Below are 17,387 nucleotides of genomic sequence, written 5' to 3' on the forward strand. Positions count from 1 at the left end.
GTCCCAGACCTTGACCGGCTTGCCGAAGCCGGACCCGGTGCTCGTGAACGTCCACAGCGCCGTGCGGCTGCCGGTACCGTCCGCCCGCGCACCGTAGTCGTACAGCACACCGACGTCGTCGCGGCCGTCACCGTCGAAGTCACCGGCGACCACCTTGGAATGGCTCCAGCTCCAGCTGCCGCCGTCCGCGCTGTCCCAGACCTTGACCGGCTTGCCGAAGCCGGACCCGGTGCTCGTGAACGTCCACAGCGCCGTGCGGCTGCCGGTACCGTCCGCCCGCGCACCGTTGTCGTACAGCACACCGACATCGCTGCGGCCGTCACCATTGAAGTCACCGGAGAACGTCTTCGAGCGGCTCGCGTTCCAGCTTCCGAAGTCCGGGCTGTCCCACTTCAGCTGCGGCTCGGCGATCCCGGACCCCGTGCTGGTGAGCGACCACAGCGACGACCGGAACCCGCCACCCGCGAGGGCGCCGTTGTCGTAGAACACGCCTACGTCGCTCCGGCCGTCACCGTTGAAGTCGGAGCCGGGAGTGGACCGGGCGTTGGCCGTGATCCAGTCCCGGACGTCGTCGACACGGGTGCTGATCGCGCTGCTGGGAGTGCCCGCCGGGGCATCGTTGCCGAAGCAGCCCGCCTGGTTGGAGCGGCTGCTGATCGCGACGAGCGCCGGCTTGCCGTCGACGGTGCGGACGGCCGGGCCTCCGGCGTCGCCCTGGCAGACCGAGGCACCGTCCTGCCCACTGAGAGTGAGGTCGCCGCCGGTGACCGCGTCGACGGCGAACGTCCCGGTGTGCTGGTCGAGCGGCGCCCATTCCTCGGCCGTACGGCCGTGCCCGGCCACGGTGAGTTCCTGCCCGGCGGCGGGCACCGCGGCGGCGACGGCCACCGGGGTCACGCCGCGCACGGGCTGGGCGAGGCGGGCCAGGACGAGATCGCGCTCGTCGTGCGGGCGCAGTTCCGCCACGGTCCGGGTCTGGTCGCCGCCGACGGTCACGACGGTCCTGAGCTTGGGTGCGCCGGCCGGCACCGTGAGATCGGCGACCGGGTCCTCGACGAAGCAACTGGCCGCCGTGAGTACCCACTCGGGTGATATCAACGCACCGGAGCAGCCTCGCTCGTAGTCGCCGACGAGCAGCCGGGCGGTGAATCCGTAGGCGGTGCCTTCGACGGGATCGCCGACCACCGCCTGTCCCGGCGAGGCGGTCACGAGCAGCAACGGCGCCGCACCGAGCAGGGCAGCGGCCCTGACCACGGCGGCTCCGGCGGCGTGCCGTCTGGATCTCTTCGGGTGTGCTGGGTTCGAGCGGGTGCCGCGTGCCTTCATCGCCGTCCTAGGGATCGGTTCGAGCGGAACTGGACCGAAGGATGCGGCCCGCCGAGGGCCCCCGGTCGCCGGAAGACACGCACGCGACACCGCAACTCCGGACATTCAAGATCATGCACATGATCTCGTCCACCGGCTGATCTCAGGCAAACTGACCGTACGTCACACACTGAACGTGACTTGTGACACACGGCTGCGTACCGGGCCGCCGACCGTACCTTCACCGACCCGAGCCCGCGGCCACCTCCTCCTCTGCGGCGTCCGCCACAGCCTCAGCGATGCGCCGCAGTGGCTCTGTCATCCGCCGCTCCCCCGTTTCAGCCGGTCGGAGCGTTGTTCTTGACCGTCAGAGGCAGCAGCTTCTGGCCGGTGGGGCCGACCTGGATCTCGGTCTGCATCGCCGGGCATATGGAAAAGCGCCTAAAACTGCGCGCGAACTGCGCCACGCTGTCTGACATGAGGAAACGAGGACAGCGGCGGCTCGCAGCAGACCGAGCGGCCTACAGCGTGGAAGCCGAGTGGACCGAAGCCGACCTTGCCCTGTTGGAGGAGCTCAAACGGGCTGAGGCCCTACTCCCCCAGGACGCGCCCCGGGCGCTCTTATCCATCCGCCTGTCCGTACTGACGGACGACACGACGTCGCCGGTACGGCAGGAGCTCGATCTCCGCATCCTGGCAAGGGAGCGCGGGAGCCGAGTCGTCGGTGTCGCCTCCGACCTGAACGTGTCGGCGACGAAGGTCCCGCCGTGGAAGCGGAAGGAGCTCGGGGAGTGGCTGAACAACCGGTCCCCCGAGTTCGACGAGCTCCTGTTCTGGAAGCTCGACCGCTTCGTACGGCGCCTCTCCGATCTCTCGACGATGATCGAGTGGAGCCTGAAGCGCGGGAAGAACCTGGTCTCGAAGAACGACAGCCTTGACCTTACGACGACCGCCGGAAAGATCATGGTCACGATCATCGGCGGCATTGCCGAGATCGAGGCGGCCAACACCTCGACGCGCGTCGCGAGCCTGTGGGACTACGCGAAGTCGCAGGAAGACTGGATCATCGGGAAGCCGGCGTACGGATACGTCACGGACGAGGACGACACGGGGAAGGTCGTTCTCGTCATCGACCCCGAGGCGGCCAAGGCGCTGCGCTGGGCCCGTCGCATGGCGTTGCGGGGGCGCTCCGCCGGTTTCATGGTCCGCTGCCTGAAGCGGTCCGGCCTGATGACCCAAGGGCTCACCGTGGCAACGCTTCACCGCCGCCTGCGCAACCCTGCGCTCCTCGGCTACCGGGTAGAAGAGGACAAGAACGGCGGCCAGCGACGATCGAAGCCGCTCCTCGGCAAGGACGGTAGGCCGATCAAAGTCGCCCCGCCCCTCTTTACTGAGGAGGAGTTCGAGACCCTCGGCGCTGCCCTCGACAAGCGCAGGAAGAGCCAGCCGCCGCGTCGTGTCGGAGGAGCGACCCAGTTCCTCGGAGTCCTGCTGTGCGCCGACTGCAAGACGAACATGACCGTGCAGATCACGAACAACACGCACGGGACGTACCAGTACCTGCGGTGCCGCAACTGCAAGAGCGGCGGGCTGGGAGCGCCCAACCCCGAGCGGGTCTACGAGCGCCTGGTGCAGGACGTGCTCAAGGTCCTCGGAGACTTCCCCGTGCAGGTCCGCCAGTACGCAGAGGGCGCCGAGGCCCGCAAGGAGATCAAGCGCCTTCATGAGACCATCGCGCTGTACATGAAGGATCTCGAACCCGGGGGCCGGTACACCAAGACGCGGTTCACGAAGGAGCAGGCGGAGACGACGTTGGACAAGCTCATCAGTGAGCTCGAAGCGATCGACCCCGAGACAGCAAAGGATCGATGGGTCAACGTCCACGGCGGCAAGACGTTCCGTGAGCACTGGCAGGAAGGCGGCATGGAGGCCATGTCCGCGGACCTGTACCGGGTCGGGATTCGCTGCGAGGTGACCCGCACGAAGGTGCCGAAGGTCCGAGCCCCGAAGGTGCACCTCCGCCTACTGATCCCGAAGGACGTACGCGAGCGACTCGTGATCCGAGAGGACGACTTCGCGCAAGCCTTCTAATCCAGCCCGCGCACGAACGAAGCCGCCTTCCCGTCATCTGAGGGAGGCGGCTTCGTCGGTTACTCGAACCATGCGGCAGGGTCAAACGGTTCTTCCGCACCGTCCTCACCCACAATCACAATCTCGCTGTCGATCAGAGGCATCGCTTCGTCGTTCGCAGGCTCAGGCTTGGGCAGCGGAGTCATCGACCCCACCCCCCTGTTGGCTGGCTTCTGCACTGAGCCGCCGAGACTCCGCGAGGTCTTCAGCGACTCCGGCAGCGATGAGAGCGGCGCCCGGTGTGTGGCCGGAGCCGATATAGCGCCAGTGCGCGTCTCTGATCGCGTCGGGGATGTCGGTGTGGCCGACGTGGTGGGCACGTTCGGCACGTAGTGCGGCGTAGGTGGTGGAGTAGACGCGGGATTTCGTGAGGATGTGGCCCCGGTAGCCGAGGGTGTGGGTCCAGGTACGTAGGCGCAGCGGTGCGTATTCGGGGAGGCCGCCGAGTCGCCAACAGGTGTGCATGAGGGCGCGGACGTGTCGGCTGACGGGGGCCGCGTCGATGTCGTCCCTGGTGGTGACCTTATGGTCGGTGCCGGCGCCGGTCTCGTTGGTGCCTTTGGTGACGTACTTCGCGACGTACGCGGCCACGGCGTCGTCGTCGGGGCCGTCACCGTCGGCGTGCAGGGCACGGACGTCGGTCTGTATGCCCCAGCTCAGTTCCAGTTCGCCTACGGCTGGGCTGTAGGGAGTGTGGACGGTCACCCGCTGGGCGGACGCGTGCACGGCGCGGGTGAGTTGGTCCGGGGTGCCCCAGGGCGGGGGTTCGTCGGTGGGGCCGTCCGGGCCGTCGAGGCGGATCACAGCGTGCACGTGGACTGCCGCTCGCTTCTGGTACTCGGCGATACGAGCGAAGGACAACCGGGCGTGCCGGGCGAAGCGCGACTGCACGATGCCGGCCGAGGAGGCGAGGCGGCGGCGGACGTCGATGACGAACCGGTCCCACAGCTTGGCAGCGTGCGCGTGCCAGAGGACGTGGCCGGTGTAGTCGTAGCAGTCCGGGCAGACAGGTTGGCCGACCAGCGGGTCAGCCGGGGCGTGGACGGTGTGGCAGCCGAGGGGACGGCCGTGCTCGCAGGCACCGCCGCCACGGCGGGGGCGGCACGTTGTGCCCACGCGGTGTACCAGTCCGAAGGACGGGGCGGTGAGGGTGACGAAGAGGCGAGGCCGCGTGCGCACAGTGGCGGGCACGTTCTTGCCCCCGGTCAGTCCCGTGCGGACCAGGTGGAAGGTGTCTCCCGCGTGAAGGCGGGAGCAGGCGGGACAGACGGTGGCGCGGCGGTTGCGGCAGCGGACTAGGAGGCGTTCGCCGGGTTCGTTGCGGGTGTCGTAGTGGTGGAGGATCTCGCCGGTCGCGTTGTCCAGGGTGGTGGTGTGGCCGGAGAGGTGGACGGGGTGGGCGCAGCCGCCGGTGGCGGTGATCTGTTGCAGCCAGCGGGGGAAGTCGGGGTCTTGGGCGATACGGAGGGCGTCTCGGTCTGCTTCGGGGAGGTGACGCAGGCGCGCCGCGTGGTCGAGGGCGGCGCGCCGGTCAGCCGGGGTGGTGGGGTGCGGGGTGATGGGGGTGACCTTCCGGGGTGGGCCGCCGCAGCGGCCGGGATGGTGGGTGGTGGCGCGTTGTCGTTCATGGGGATTACTCCTGGTCGGGTCGGTCGGGGTGGTGGGGTTAGCGGATGGTGCCGGTGCCCCGGCAGACGCGGCAGCGGCGCAGTCGTCCGGTCCAGGTTTTGCGGGCTCCGTCGCCCTTGCAGTGGGGGCACCTCACGCGGCGCATGGTCATGCGATGGGGTCCTTGTCTCTCAGGTGTGGGAGAAGCCGCTGATGACCCAGGTGACGAGGCCATGGATGGTGAACAGGACGGGGGTCTGTCCGAGGTAGAGGCCGAAGAGGCCGACGCAGACCGCTTCCCAGCCGCGTACGTCGCGGGAGCGGACGAGGAGGACGGTGATGATCCCGAAGACCACCGCGAACGTGAACGCCGTACCTTCCCTGATCACTTGCCGTCTCCTTCCAGCGCCGCCAGGGCGCGCTCTATGGCCGGGAGTTCGGGGGTCATGCCGGAGTGCTTCCGGGCCGTGGCCACGGCCTCATCGGTCGGGGTGAGGTGGGAGCGGGCACGCGCCCAGCCGCCGTCAGGTCCAGTGCAGACAGCCACGCCGCGTTCCTGGGCCGTGATGGCTTGCGCCACGGTTACGGCGTCCTTGTTGAGGTCGCCGAGGGTCATTTCTGCCGTGCCAGGGTCGTTGACGCGGTGACAGATCCGGCCGCCGAGCTGGGCGCGCAGGGCGGTGACGCCGGGGCCAAGGTCGGAGCCGACACGTTGGCCGGCCACGACCACGTGCAGGCCGAGCGCGGCGCCGAGCTGCGCCAGCCGCAGCAGGAGCGTGGAGCACTGCTCTGCTTCCGCCTTGCTCTGGCGAGTGCCGTCGGACAGGTACAGTTCCGCGATCTCGTCGACCAGGACCACGACCGGCACCGGACGGAGCTTGTCCGGCAGCTCCCAGATCGAGCGAACTCCAGCGGTGCGGCAGGCGTTCATGCGGTCCTGCATGTCGACGACGAGGGCGGTCAGTACGGCGACGGCTTCGCGCCTGCATGTGGCGAGTGCACTGAGCCGTTGGGTGAAGAGGCCGAGTTCCATGCCGCCTTTGCAGTCGATGCCGACAAGGGCGATGGGTTGGGGTGCGAGTTGGGTGATGAGCCGGGCGAGCAGGGTGGACTTGCCGGAGCGGGTGGCCCCGGCGATGAGCCAGTGCGGGACCAAGCGCAGGTTCATCACCCACGCCCCGCCTGTCTCCAGCGCGCCGATGAGGGCGGAGAGCAGTTCGGCCGGTGCGCTGGCTAAGCCGGGGCGTTCCAGTGGGTCTGTGGCGGTGGCGGTCAGCAGCACGAGGCCGCGTTCCGGCGAGGTCACCCGGACGGCGTGGACCTTCCACGCGTGGACCAGGGCGTCAGCCGCCTGCATGTACGTCGCCGGGGTCTGGCCCGCGTGCAACCGCACCACCACGCTCAGCCCCATGCGGGTGGCGCGCGGGAACGAGATCCGCGGAGCCACCGGCCGCACCGGGTCGCCCTTGACCAGCAGATGCCCGACCAACGTGCGGGCCGGGAGCCGGGATACGGCGAGGTCGTTGAGCAGGGCGACCCGGTGCCAGGTGAACACCACCCGCCAGGCCGCCGCCGGGTATCCGGTGAGGTACCAGTGCCAGGCCGGACGGTGCCGCCGTACCAGGTCACCGACGACCAGCAGCCAGGCGACCACAGCGAGGGTGAAGGCGAGGAGGAGGGGTCCCATCAGGCGTCACCGCCCTTGCCGTGCGCCGTCGCCGTACCGGAGATGGGGGTGATGGCGTCGGCGCGGAAGCTGATGCCGTGACGGTCGCCCATCGCCCAGGCGAACGCGGTCAGGCCGGTGACCTTGACGATCTGGCCCTCTTGGATGCCCTTGGGTTCACCGCTCACGGCGATCTCGATGACGGAGATCCGCCGCCGGTCCTGCCGCACGGTCACGGCGACGGTGTAGACCGGGTTGCCGTCCCGGTCCTTCTTCACCTCCTGTGTCTCGGGGTTGCTGAGCTTTGCTTCCGGCGCGATGGCGCAGCGCAGTACGCCGAGCCGCGTCGTGTCCACGGGAATGGACTGCATGTTCTGTGGCCTCCCTGGCCGTCGAGGACGCCCGACACATTCGGACGTCCCTTGTCCTTACGAGTTATGACTATGGAGTTCTGTACGGCGAGAGCGCAACTACTTATGCTGACGAGTGATGTCGCGCGTGCGACGTGCCTACGACACCAGACCGGAGATACCGAGATGACGGAGATCCAGCGCCCCGGAGCCCTCTACCAACAGGTCGCAGCCGCCATCCGGGAAGCGATCCTGTCGGGCGAGTTCGCCCCCGAGTCCCTGCTGCCGTCCGAAGCCCAGCTCATGACCCGCTACCAGGTCTCCCGCCCCACCGTCCGCAACGCCATCGCAGCCCTGCGGGCAGAAGGGCTGATCGACGTCCGGCACGGCAAGGGCAGCTTCGTACGCGCCGACGGACACCCCACACTCGCCCTTGACCGCCGCATCCAGCACGCCCCCGGCGGGACATTCGTCATGCCCGGCGGCGACGTCTGGGACGAGGCCGAGGAACCGAGCGTGCACCGCACCCGCACGACGAAGGCGACCGGGCGACTCCTCGGTCTGGGCGAGGAAGAGGAGCTGTTCGGCTGTGACCGCCTCCTGACCAACGCCGCCACGGGCACCCGGGCGATGCACCGGACGCTGATCCCCTTCGAGATCGCCGAGAGTGTGCCGGCACTCGCCGAGGAGCCTGGCCAGCAGCCGACAGCCGTCTACGCCGTCTTGGCCAAGGCCGGGCACAAGCTGTGGTGGTCGGAGACCGTGCGCGCCCGCATGCCGGTGCCGGACGAGCGCGCCACGCTCCAGCTCCCGGACGCGACGCCGATCCTGCACCTGTCCCGCATCACGCACGGCACCGACGACCGCCCGCTGATCCTCGAAGAACTCCGCATCGGAGCCGACCGCGCCGAAACCGCCTACCGAATCACCGCCGACAAACAGCCCACCCGACGCCGCCAGACCTGACCAGCAACGACGATCGGTCGAAACTACCTTCACTTCCTCAAGGGCGCGCCTGCGGCGCGCCGGGGCGCCCGGCCGCCCCGACCGGGCATGCGGCGTGACCGCCGGTCCCGGCCGGTCGCCCGACGCCCCACACCGCAGCCCGCCCGAGGAGTCGAGGCGACACCCGCCCGCCGGAGGCTGAGGCGTGGTCGGCTGGGGGTCGCCGGGCTCCGAGACTTTAGGCAGCCACCATGGGGCGAGCCTCGAAGAACAGGGGGCCCATCGGGCACAAACGCGGGCAGGACCCGTGCCTGCCCGATTCGCCGGGCGAGCGTAAGGCCCCCTGTTCACTCGCCCCATGGCAGCTCCCGCCCAAAGTCTCTCCACCCGACGACGTGCCCACCCGCACCGCTCACCCGCCACGGCGCCCATCACCGCGCACCGCCGTCACGGTCAGCCAGCGCCTCCAGGAGCACGGCGAGCCGGTCCGCCGTCTCCGGCCAGCCCGCCAGGCGCACCACACCGTGCCCCGTCTCGTCCGCCGACGCCACGGCCCGCACCGCGGACAACTCGAAGCCCGCGCCCAAGAGCGCACGATTCAGCCGATCCGCAGACTCACGCGCCGACCGCCAGCCCCCGACGTAATCGACCCCACGCACCCACAGACCCGACTCCGCGTCCGCGATGTCGTCGAGGCCGTCACGAAGCCAATCCTCACCCGCGCCAGTCACTTGGCCACTCCCATCCGCTTAACCGACGGATCGTCAACTCTTCGTGGCCCGGGGCGTGTAGACAGCACAGCGACCCCGGTACCATCGGGCACCGGGGAACGCTGTGTCCCCTCCCGGACCACCCCGGTTGCTGCCAGGCGCGGGGGTGGTCCGGTCTCGGTATGAGGTTGTGAAGCGCGGCCCCTTGGCCGGGTGGGGAACCCGGTAGACAGTTCGCAAGGGACCGCGCCCCGTGGGCCGGAGAGGTCAGACTCCGGCCGGTGTCCGGGCCGTCGCTCCGCTCCTGATCGCGAAGGAGTGTTCGGAAGGCAACGGCCCGGAGATCAACGAGGCGAGCCGGCCTCTGCTCCTGGGGCCACATCCATGCGGCACCACACCGTCTTGCCACCGCCCTCTCCCGGCGTCCACCAGACAGCGGACGCCAGCCGCTGAACGATCAGCAGACCTCGACCGTTGTCGGGCAGCACTGCCTCTGACAGCTCACCCATCAGCCCAGGCGAGAAGACATCTCCCACAGGGAGGAGCGGCGGCGTCGAGTCCTCATCCGTGACCCCGATGAAGAGCCACTTCGGCCACAGCTTGAAGCTCACGTCCATACGACGGGACCCGCCAGGCTGAGCCAGAGCAGGTTCCGGCACCACGTGATTCACCACGTTGCCGACCAGCTCCGAGACGATCAACCGAGCGTCGTCCACCATGGCATCCGCACCTGCGCCCCGCAGGAACACGGCCGTCATGTCTCGCGCCACGCGAGCCGAGTCGGCTGCCTCCGCAAAGAGGGTCACCGTCAAGAAGTGCCCTGCGGAGAGATCAGGCTTCGCGAACCAATGGGCGAACGCCTCGATCTCCGCACCCACGTGCTCGCGCTGCCGCGTTTTCCTCGCGTCCATGACGTCCCCTTGTCAGCTTCGACGGCCCCTTCCCGGACCACCTGCTACGCGGAAGCCAGTACACGGCGACGGGCGTCTGACCGGGAGTGTCCACCGGGGGGTTCAGATGAACACCGGCAAAGCCTGCGGGGGTTCACCAATGAACCCCCCAATCCCTCACGTTGTGACACGATGAACACTCGCCGTCATTTCTCGGGTTGGCAGGGGAGCATGAGCCGAGAGCCGAACGCGCAACTGATCGCCGTCATGAACGAAGCGCAGGTCTCGAACAAAGGGCTTGCGAAACGAATGAAGGACGCCGCAACCCAACGCGGCGTGCCCCTGGGAACCACTCACGTCGCCGTCCAGCGTTGGCGCGACGGCGCAGGCATCCAGCCTCAGACGGCAGCGATCATGGCCGATGTCCTCAGTGCCAAGCTGAACCGTCGCGTCACGCCCGGCGATCTCGGATTCTTCGATCACGCAAGGCGACCCACCCCGGACTCTGTCGGTTACCCGAGCACTGTCCCCGACGCGCTGTCCATGCTTGACGGCCTGGCCCAGGAACGCGCCGAAGACACACCGGACGACGGAGGTCTGATCGTCGCCGACACAGACCTGAGTTCCACCGTCCTGTCGTGGCTGATCAGTAGGCCCGACGGCATCCAGGCCGACAGGCCGGCACACCAGCGAATCGGCATGCGCGACGTCCGGGCAATCCGAGACGCAGCGGACATGTTCATGCAGCTCGACTTCAAGTACGGAGGCGGCCACGGCCACCGCGCCTTACGCCACTATTTCCGGCACGAAGTCCTTCCCCTGCTCAGCGCGAGCTACAGCCAGAAGGTTGGCACCGCGCTCTACGGCGCAGCCGCCGAGGTATCCCAGCTCCTCGCCTGGACCGCGTACGACACCGGCAACCACCGGCTCGCCCACCGCTACCTGACTTCCACATTGCGCCTGTCCCAGGTCATCGACGACCGCATGTTCGGCGCCCGCATCCTCGGCAACCTCAGCCACCAGGCCAACTACCTCGGCCACCACACCCAGGCCATCCAACTGGCCCGAGCCGCCGTCGAGGGAGCCAAGGGGAGAGCCACCCCACGTGCCATGGCGAACTACGCCGCCATGGAAGCGCGCGCCCTGTCGAACGCAGGCGACCGAATCGCCGCCGGACGCGCCATGAACGAAGCGGAACGCCACTTCGAGCGCGCAGACACCGGAGAAGACCCGGCTTGGCTGGGCTACTTCGACTCAGCGGAACTCATGGGCGAACTCTGCCATTGCTTCCGCGACCTCAAGATGCGCCGCGAAGCCGTCGAGCAGGCACAACGAGCCGTAGACAGCACCGACCCGAAGTACGCCCGCACGCTCGGGTTCTGCCGCATGGTGCTCGCCCAGAGCCAGCTACTTAACGGCGACCTCGAAGCCGCCGTCCAGACAGCCAGCCTGGCCGTGGACGGCGGCGACAGCCTCCAGTCAAACCGCTTCCAGCGCTACGTCACAGACTTCCAGGCCGAGGTCAGCGGACACGGGGGCAACCCCGTGGTGGCCGCCTTCAACGACCAAGTACGCGATGCACTGGCCCGCCTGGACGACGACGATTAGCCCTCTACCAGGGACGCCAGTCCCGCGGAGCAGCATCATCACGAAGCGCCGCAATGCGCCGGCGGTACTCCGCAGCCGTCCTCTCGTCCTCCCGGATGTTCTGCATGAGCCACGTCGTCATGCCGAACTCTTGAAGACCGCGCAGCGTCTCGTAACCGGGCCAGTCGTACAGGTCCCGCCCATACGCACTCACGAAGTCGGCGTACTGCTCGTCGCTCTGCCACCCCAGGCTGTGATGCTCAACGGCCGTGACCATCAAATCCCACTCGGGATGGTCGTAGCAGAACGCCTCGAAGTCGATCAGGATCACCTGCCCACGGTCGTCCACCATGAGGTTCTGCACATGGGCATCTCCGTGCACCGGTCCTTTGGCCGTCTCGAACCGCAGCTCCGCGTAGCGATCTTGAAGCTCACGCCACCGCTTCCGCAGGAACGACCGGTCATCCTCCGGAATCTGCGCGCGGTCGATCCGGAGTTCCTGCTTGTCGAACGGCTGGAACCGAGGCAGCTCAAGACCAGCTGGGATCGTGAGCGTGTGGAGGTCACGCAACACCGCACCCAGTTCCCCGTAGTCAGGCTTGCGACCACCCTCGACGATCTGGTGCCAGAAGGTCACCGGATAGCCATCGATCAACAAGGGTTGTTCAAGATCCTCCACGATGCGCGCCGCGGAGAACCCCTCCCCTACCAGCCACCGGGAAACAGCCACCTCCTTACGCGCGGTGGACAGCCACTCGCGTCCCCTGGCAACACGCACAATCACCGGCACGGAAACCAGCCGGAACAACGCGTTCTCTCCGAGCCGGATCAACTCCGCTCCGTTGCCGTCGAGCCCAGCAGCCCGGCACGCGGCGACCATCACCCGCGTAGCCGTCGCCGAGGTGAACCCCTCATCCGATCGAGCAGCGTCAACCGCCATGCCCGTACCCGCTCCCCTAGTCGCGCGCGATCAACCAGCGCACGCCCACGGGCGACCAACCCCGGTGTGCACCGGACACGGTAGAGACCGTACCCAACAAGCTCCCGACACAACGAGACTCTGTCGCAGTATCGGAGAGGCTTGGGAGGCCAGTTCTCAGCAAGACCTGCTACGACTGGAGAGTAACTGGCAAGATGTGAGGTTCCGACCAGGGACGGAGGGCCTGTGGAACCTGCTGTGATTGGCGCATTCGGAAGAGTCGCCGCAGCCGTGATGACGCGAAGCTCAGCACCAGTTACGGGGGCGACTCCCGAGCGACCTGATTGGGATGAGGAGACTGACGAACGCGGTGGTCTGATCCTAAAGGGCACCGCAGGAGAAGCACTCACAGTACTAACTCAGGACCAGGTCGCCCAAATCAGCGAATTCGTCATGCGACCTGAGTCCGTGACACTCTGCCAATTCATGTTCATCGCCCGAATTGGAATGAAGGATGAAAAGTTCCTATCGGAACTGTCTCATGACTATATGGAATCCTTCTCCATTCAGGCGGAAGAGTTTTGCGAAGAGCATGGGTACAACTGGGCAAACCTCGCTGATAACATTTGGCAGTTGCTAGTCGCGTACACGGAGGAATTTTTCCCACTGCATGAACTCACCTCGCTGCTCAGCGGAGCAGAGGTGGAGCGGGTTACTGCCTACGTAGGTTCCGCGCCGCAACTTTCCGGAACGCTGCGGCCCCCTAATATCGCTTTCCGCGATGTAGTGGATATCCTTGGAAACCCCGACCGGTATCGCAAATCCAGGGAAGCAATTTCCGATATTCGGGCAGCATCAGAACGGCGCTATTCCGAGCTCAACCTTTCACACACTCTTAGCCACGCCGCCGAAGACTTTCGATTTGATCGAGCCGATCTGTATGTAGCAAGGAGCCTGCGCGCTCAAAACGTCGAAGGCTCCCGCAATGATGATTTCCTAGCGTCTCCAGTCACTAGACCTCGATGCGTTGTGATTGGAAATCCCGGCGTAGGCAAGAGCACGATGACTCAACACCTCGTGCATCGACTCTCCGTGGCAGACGATTCTGCGAGCACTTACGCACCTATCGTAATCTCGTGTAAAGACGTTCCCAACACAGAGGGCAACGCTTTCATCCTGGATCACATCGTTCGCTCTTTGCGCGAGAGCCTTCAACTTGATATTCAGTCAGAGGTGATCAACGATCTCGCAACCCTGGGTCGGACCTTTGTCATCTTTGATGGCGTCGATGAGATCATCAACATAGCGCGAAGGCAGAACTTCGTGAGGACTGTGGAGGCGTTCGCTAATCGCTACCCACTAATCCCTGTCCTTGTTACGGCACGGCGGGTGGGGTATAGCAAAGCACGCCTCAGCCCTAAAGAATTCGCGCTGTACGAACTCGATGATTTTTCAGACGCTCAAGTAGTCGAGTACACGCACAAGTGGTTCTCTGTCACAGAACGCAGCGAGCAGGAACGCGAGGCATTCCTCCGGGAGACTGAAAACGTTCCCGACGTAAGAACAAACCCACTCATGCTGTCTCTGCTATGCGTTCTATACCGAGCGCGAGGATACATTCCGCGCAACCGACGAACCGTCTACGAGTCATGCGCAGACCTGCTGTTCCAGCGGTGGGATGCCATGCGCCACATTGAGCAACCGGTTGACCACCGCCAATATGGAACTCGATTGATGCAAGAACTGGCTCTGTTCTTCTACAAGAGTCAGGCTGCACAAGCGGGTGTACAAGAACGACAGCTTCGAAAGCTAATCTCCCAATTCTTCACTGACACGGCCTCCGTAGAGGAACATGATGCCCGATCTCGGGCTCAAGATTTCCTTGATTTCTGCGCGGACAGGGCATGGCTCCTGTCCTATCAAGGGACCGATAGCTCTGACCAACGACTCTTCGGCTTCACTCACCGAACGTTCATGGAGTACTTCGCCGCAGAAGCTATCGTAAGGCGCTCTCGCTCCATCGGAGAGATCGCGCAAGAGGTGGCAAAAGCCTACGAACTTGATACCAGTTCCGTGCTTGCTGACGTCATCTTCCAATGTGCAGATGACAAGTACGACGGCGGGGCCAAGGAGATCGTGGCTGGTCTGATGGAAAAGTCTCGTAGCCTCGGGCGGCAACATGAGGCAAAGTATCTCGCTCTTTGTCTTAGAATCATGAACTCGGCCCCTCTTCCCCCTCATTCTACCGATGCGATTTTCGATGCCCTGCTCTCGTACTGGGAAAGAGCTGAACCCGAGGATACCTACAGCACCTCCCTGGGGCTATTCGAACTATCAAGAGATCCTCGCAATAGGATGATCAGCAAGGTCCGAACGAATGACGTGGAAGCTGTGCGAGTGCTGCGTCGATGGGCCCGCTTCTATTGGCGCAGTGAGACGACGATGTTTGACCCACAGTGGGACGAAGAGGCTTATCAGCTGGCTGCCAATTTGCAGGAGGGCGGCAGCTACGACCCCCCACTCATGGCCTATCTTCTTAGGAATAAACTTAGGGCTGCTTCATCTCTCGACGGAAGAGAGCGGAGCTGGCTGTTGGGTTTCCAAGCTTTCGGTGAGCTCGTGGTGGGTCCCCTCCTTAGGGATCTGGAAGAGCTGCTCTGGTATGACGACATTGAGGACGCGGGAGAAATTGTCAAGCGGTTCGCCACTGACGTCATGAGGCCTGTTCAGCGCACTCCTTACACTGACAGGTTCTACAGCGACCTCTACGAAGCTGTCGCCTCCGGACATCTCGATCTGTCGACCGAGCAAGTGCAAGAAAAGGCCGCCGACCCAATCGTTATGCAGTTCCTGGTCTGGTCCTGCTTGGCTCTCTACGAGATCTATGCGCCCAGCTATCACCCCTTTCATGATCTCGTTGACTTTTCCTATGGAAAGTCCTGGTTCGGGCGCGTTACCGCTACGCGTCTTTACGGTGTCGGACAGAAAAGCCCAGCGGGAGAGCCGGCCCCTTTTACGTCTCATGAACTTCGACACGATTCTCAGCAAAAAGAGCTGCCCGCGTGGTACGCGGAATGGTGTCGGGGTGACACCACCCTCATTCCTGAACCCCATTAAGGCCGCCAATTCCCAACCTTCGGGTAACAGGCGTTGGCAGCCCGTAGCAAATTGAACCTCAGGGGCATCGAGGGGCTCGCGTGTGAACCGCTACACACATCAATGCATCGCCGAACCTCTGGGCCTGCGGCCCATGGGGCTGGCCTCTGACAGCTTTCCAGGTGATCAACCGATGACGACGAGAGTGCAGCGGGTCCCGCGGCTCTGGGGGACCGTCTAGAGCGTTCTCACCACTCACTGGCCCCGTCAGAGAGTGGTGAGGGACGTGATCACCTTCAGTCGGTCAGTCTCCCCGCCTGCGGACAGCACCCGGACCAAGTGATCTTGCGGTCAGGTCACCGCAGCCCGCTCTCCATCCTCACACCCACTCCACGTCCGACGAGACGTCCGAAGGGATACCAGGCGGCGGCAGCGGCGTTCTCAGTGTCTCCTTCGCCGACTGCCGCCGATCCTGCTGGAAGTCGAGCGAGGTCAGCACCGTCACCGCATCCGACTCTGTGACGTCAGCCACAGCGTCAGCGATGCGGTGGAGCGGCTCGCTCGTCCCAGGCCTCACGTTTCCGCTGGTCAGTCGGACTTCTTGACCGTCAGAGGCAGCAGCTTCTTGCCCGTCGGGCCTCTTTGTGGCCATGTGTCGAACTGGGGGCATACGCCACCCCCAATCCGTTGGACTGCCGTCGTCACTGAGCTCTTTCCAACCTCAGGTCAGTTACAGGGTGAGGACGGCCTGAACGAGGCTGGTGATGCGGGTCGTGGAACATCGCAGCTTGCGCAGGAGCCGAAAGGCGCGACGAACCCGCGCAGGCGGTCGCGAGCCGGCAGGTCGGCAACGACGAAAGGCGGATCAGCGCACCGGCTCAGACATGCATCACGCCTGGTCGCGGCCGGCGACCACCAGGTATCCATCGCTCTCGGGGTCGAAGGTGGTGGACTGCACCGTGAGCCCGACACTGCGCAACTGCACCACGAGGTCCTCGTACCGGTAGGGCCAGATGGACAACCGTTCCGAGCAGGCCCTCACTGCCCCATCCGGCTCGATCTGGGCGACCACGATCTCGAGGAAGTGTTCCTGCTCCCAGCCCTGCGGGATCTGCCAGTAGTAGCTGACGACCGCATCGCGGTCGTTGCGGCGGATGAGTCGATCGCGGACGTCTACCCGCGAGCCGGCGGAGCGCACGAGCTCCCAGTTGCGTGAGTGGAGCACAAGGCGTCCGCCCGGATTCAGCAGCCGCCACATCGCTTCCAGGGCGGTCAGGCGCCCGGCTGCACCCTCGGCGTGCCCGAGCGAGTTGCCGACGCAGAACACCAGATCGAAAGTGGAGTCCTCCAGGTGGTCAGGCAATTCGTCCCAGCTCGCACGGATGGCTCGAAGCGAGACACCCTGCTCGTCGGCGGCCTTCTCGGTCCGGCGAACCATCCCACTGCTGGCATCTGCGGCGACCACGTCAAGGCCAAGACTCGCCAGACCGACGGCGAGCTGGCCGGTTCCACACGCACAGTCGAGGACGCGCGCGCTGGGCGGCAGAGAGCCCACAACATCGCTGTAGTAGACCGCGGCTGCCTTGGCGGGGGTCAATCTGTCGTCCCCGAGCAGCCACTCGTATACGTCGGAAAGCGCCCCATAACCAGCCACAGCGATACCTCCATCACTCGACGGCACGCGGGCGGGACCGCGCCTGCGATTCGGGCCTTGCGCCTCGCACTGTGCCGCGCCGTGTCAGCGAAGCATTGAGCAGGACCCAACCACTTCCGCCCGCTGGGGCTCCACCGGATTTCGTGGGAAACCGCGACGCGCCGCACCGACGCAGGTCCCCACTTCACCGGCGCCCCATCGGGCCACGATGAGAGGGCCGCGGCCGGCAACCGCGCGTTCAGGTAGCGTCTCCCCCGCCCTGGGGACAGGGCCACCAAACCGAGATCCTGCCGTCAGGGCACCGCAGGCCCCTCTTCGGCCTCACACCCACTCCACGTCCAGCGATACGTCCGAAGATGCACCAAGCGGCGGCAGTGGCGTTCTCAGTGCCTTCTTCGCCGACTGCCGCCGATCCTTCTGCAAGCCGAGCGCGGTCAGCACCGCCACCGCATCCGACTCTGTGACGTCAGCCACAGCGTCAGCGATGCGGTGGAGCGGATCGCTCATCCCACAGCCCCGTTTCCGCT

At 65.7% G+C, this 17,387-nt stretch carries 15 protein-coding genes and 1 pseudogene; 4 read left to right on the forward strand and 12 right to left on the reverse strand.

What is annotated here, in order from left to right; genetic code table 11:
* Positions 1–1,254, reverse strand: a 1,254-nt coding sequence (locus ACH4NX_RS22000; RefSeq protein ID WP_398128667.1) for a S1 family peptidase, incomplete at its 3' end; no start/stop codon positions are given.
* Positions 1,255–1,833: 579 nt separating this feature from the next.
* On the opposite strand from ACH4NX_RS22000, the gene ACH4NX_RS22005 reads away from it, so the two are divergent.
* On the forward strand, positions 1,834–3,396 hold the full coding sequence (locus ACH4NX_RS22005) for a recombinase family protein (protein ID WP_398128678.1): 1,563 nt from the start codon (positions 1,834–1,836) through the stop codon (positions 3,394–3,396).
* A 162-nt stretch (positions 3,397–3,558) separates the two neighbouring features.
* On the opposite strand, the gene ACH4NX_RS22010 is transcribed toward ACH4NX_RS22005, so the two are convergent.
* The 4 genes from ACH4NX_RS22010 to ACH4NX_RS22025 form a co-directional block, all read right to left on the reverse strand.
* On the reverse strand, positions 3,559–4,935 hold the full coding sequence (locus ACH4NX_RS22010; protein ID WP_398128677.1) for a replication initiator: 1,377 nt from the start codon (positions 4,933–4,935) through the stop codon (positions 3,559–3,561).
* 299 nt (positions 4,936–5,234) lie between these two features.
* On the reverse strand, positions 5,235–5,432 hold the full coding sequence (locus tag ACH4NX_RS22015) for a hypothetical protein (protein ID WP_398128666.1): 198 nt from the start codon (positions 5,430–5,432) through the stop codon (positions 5,235–5,237).
* Positions 5,429–6,730: an FtsK/SpoIIIE domain-containing protein gene (locus ACH4NX_RS22020; protein WP_398128665.1), complete on the reverse strand. Its 1,302-nt coding sequence runs from the start codon at positions 6,728–6,730 to the stop codon at positions 5,429–5,431. Before ACH4NX_RS22020 ends, ACH4NX_RS22015 begins: the two co-directional genes overlap by 4 nt.
* Entirely contained in the window at positions 6,730–7,080 is a 351-nt protein-coding gene (locus ACH4NX_RS22025) for a hypothetical protein (RefSeq protein ID WP_031038351.1), read from the reverse strand. Before ACH4NX_RS22025 ends, ACH4NX_RS22020 begins: the two co-directional genes overlap by 1 nt.
* A gap of 165 nt (positions 7,081–7,245) precedes the next feature.
* Between ACH4NX_RS22025 and ACH4NX_RS22030 the strand changes: the two genes are divergently transcribed.
* Positions 7,246–8,025, forward strand: a complete 780-nt coding sequence (locus ACH4NX_RS22030) for a GntR family transcriptional regulator (protein ID WP_359465803.1) — start codon at positions 7,246–7,248, stop codon at positions 8,023–8,025.
* A gap of 410 nt (positions 8,026–8,435) precedes the next feature.
* On the opposite strand, the gene ACH4NX_RS22035 is transcribed toward ACH4NX_RS22030, so the two are convergent.
* Positions 8,436–8,735, reverse strand: a complete 300-nt coding sequence (locus tag ACH4NX_RS22035) for a hypothetical protein (RefSeq protein WP_359465805.1) — start codon at positions 8,733–8,735, stop codon at positions 8,436–8,438.
* Between the two features lie 323 nt (positions 8,736–9,058).
* On the reverse strand, positions 9,059–9,625 hold the full coding sequence (locus tag ACH4NX_RS22040; protein WP_115742098.1) for an ATP-binding protein: 567 nt from the start codon (positions 9,623–9,625) through the stop codon (positions 9,059–9,061).
* Positions 9,626–9,835: 210 nt separating this feature from the next.
* Between ACH4NX_RS22040 and ACH4NX_RS22045 the strand changes: the two genes are divergently transcribed.
* Positions 9,836–11,212 (forward strand): sporulation protein, encoded by a 1,377-nt coding sequence (locus tag ACH4NX_RS22045; RefSeq protein WP_398128676.1) that lies wholly within the window; start codon positions 9,836–9,838, stop codon positions 11,210–11,212.
* Between the two features lie 4 nt (positions 11,213–11,216).
* Here ACH4NX_RS22045 and ACH4NX_RS22050 read toward each other — a convergent pair whose 3' ends face one another.
* The gene (locus tag ACH4NX_RS22050; RefSeq protein WP_398128664.1) at positions 11,217–12,131 is read right to left on the reverse strand and encodes a phosphotransferase enzyme family protein; all 915 of its coding nucleotides are present in this window, start codon (positions 12,129–12,131) and stop codon (positions 11,217–11,219) included.
* Between the two features lie 225 nt (positions 12,132–12,356).
* Between ACH4NX_RS22050 and ACH4NX_RS22055 the strand changes: the two genes are divergently transcribed.
* Positions 12,357–15,227 (forward strand): NACHT domain-containing protein, encoded by a 2,871-nt coding sequence (locus tag ACH4NX_RS22055; RefSeq protein ID WP_398128663.1) that lies wholly within the window; start codon positions 12,357–12,359, stop codon positions 15,225–15,227.
* Between the two features lie 358 nt (positions 15,228–15,585).
* On the opposite strand, the gene ACH4NX_RS22060 is transcribed toward ACH4NX_RS22055, so the two are convergent.
* From ACH4NX_RS22060 to ACH4NX_RS22075, 4 genes and pseudogenes are all read right to left on the reverse strand, one after another.
* On the reverse strand, positions 15,586–15,711 hold the full coding sequence (locus ACH4NX_RS22060; RefSeq protein WP_398128662.1) for a hypothetical protein: 126 nt from the start codon (positions 15,709–15,711) through the stop codon (positions 15,586–15,588).
* Positions 15,712–15,936: 225 nt separating this feature from the next.
* Positions 15,937–16,017, reverse strand: a pseudogene (locus ACH4NX_RS22065) (IS5/IS1182 family transposase); the annotation flags it as partial.
* Between the two features lie 78 nt (positions 16,018–16,095).
* Positions 16,096–16,860 (reverse strand): class I SAM-dependent methyltransferase, encoded by a 765-nt coding sequence (locus tag ACH4NX_RS22070; RefSeq protein WP_398128661.1) that lies wholly within the window; start codon positions 16,858–16,860, stop codon positions 16,096–16,098.
* A 321-nt stretch (positions 16,861–17,181) separates the two neighbouring features.
* Positions 17,182–17,367 carry a hypothetical protein gene (locus tag ACH4NX_RS22075; protein WP_398128660.1) on the reverse strand — a complete coding sequence of 62 codons (186 nt, stop codon included), beginning with the start codon at positions 17,365–17,367 and terminating at the stop codon, positions 17,182–17,184.
* Positions 17,368–17,387 lie beyond the last annotated feature (20 nt).

The sequence above is a fragment of the Streptomyces sp. NPDC017225 genome, assembly GCF_044331465.1.
Classification (GTDB): Bacteria; Actinomycetota; Actinomycetes; order Streptomycetales; family Streptomycetaceae; genus Streptomyces.